The organism is Plantactinospora mayteni (assembly GCF_016862935.1).
Lineage (GTDB): Bacteria > Actinomycetota > Actinomycetes > Mycobacteriales > Micromonosporaceae > Plantactinospora > Plantactinospora mayteni.
Genome location: NZ_BONX01000113.1, coordinates 1 through 1,132, shown reverse-complemented (window position 1 = coordinate 1,132; position 1,132 = coordinate 1). Strand labels below are relative to the sequence as shown.

Sequence of the window (1,132 nt, the reverse complement as noted above, 5' to 3'; positions counted from 1 at the left end):
GGGACCCGCTGTGGCTCGATCGCTGAGCCGCAGCGGGTCCCGCTGTGGTGTGTGCTAGGCCGCGGTGTAGCCGTTGAAGACGTGGATCCCGTCGAACGAGCCGCTCGGGTTCGCCCGGTTCGTGTTGAAGTACAGCTTGCCGTCGCTGATTCCGACGCCTTCGATTTCGAACAGGGTTGAGTAGGCCGAGGACGTGATGCGGAAGGAGAGGTCGGTGGCGGCGGGTGCGGTCCCGGTTGTCGTTGGTGACACGTTCCGGTAGACCAGCACGATGCTGCGGTTGTCCTTGGTCAGGGGGTAGTAGAGGACGTTCTTGGGCGCGTCGTAGAAGAACCCCTGGTTGGTGAAGGTCGTCAGGTCCGGTACCGGGGCGCCGTTGACGAGGGCGCCCTCGACTTGCAGGTTGAAGGCGTTCGTCAGTTCGATGGTCCCGGAGGAGGCGCGCAGCGGGAGGCTGCCGTTGTAGATCGTCCGGCCGCTCTTGAACATGAAGGTGATCGTGGTGCTGGTGACCGAGACTCGGTTGATCCCGGAGGGCGCCGCGACGGCCCCGTTGAGGCGGAGCTGGTATGACCCGGCGTGGTAGTAGGTGGTGCCCTCGTAGCGGAGCTTCACGAGTTGCGCGCCGCTTGCGTTCATGGTGACGACGAACAGGTGGTGCTGCCCGTCGATGTCGACGATCGTCATGTCGTTCCCGTGCCCGAGCCAGGGGTTGGTCGACGTGTTGTTCGTGCCGTTCGTCATCAGTACCCGGGCGCCGGTGGTCTTGTGGACACGGTAGATGACGGAGGTGTCGTCGTAGTTGGTGCGGTTCTTGATCGAGTAGAGGTAGGTGGAGCCGGCGGCGAAGCCCTGTGCCCCGGTGCAGCAGCTCGTGTTGGGAATGCTGGCTATGTCGCTGTACGTGTTGTAGTAGGCAGCCTGAGCCGCGTTTCCAGACAGGACCAGAAAACTGAGAACCATCGCGACCAGAATCGTCAGCCGTCTAGCGAATCGCACACTGCCTCCCCGAATATTGACGACCTCGGGCCCGGTGCCTCGGAGGTCGCCCGGTGCAGGCTATTGCGCGACGGTAGGGCGGTCAAGGCGACGACGAGATCGACGGAAGTGCCCGCGAAACGCTATCCGCGCC

At 63.7% G+C, this 1,132-nt stretch carries 1 protein-coding gene; it reads right to left on the bottom strand.

The window, feature by feature from the left end:
• Nucleotides 1-54: 54 nt before the first annotated feature.
• Complete coding sequence (locus Pma05_RS42115) at nucleotides 55-963, bottom strand: hypothetical protein (protein ID WP_203863143.1); 909 nt, start codon at nucleotides 961-963, stop codon at nucleotides 55-57.
• Nucleotides 964-1,132 lie beyond the last annotated feature (169 nt).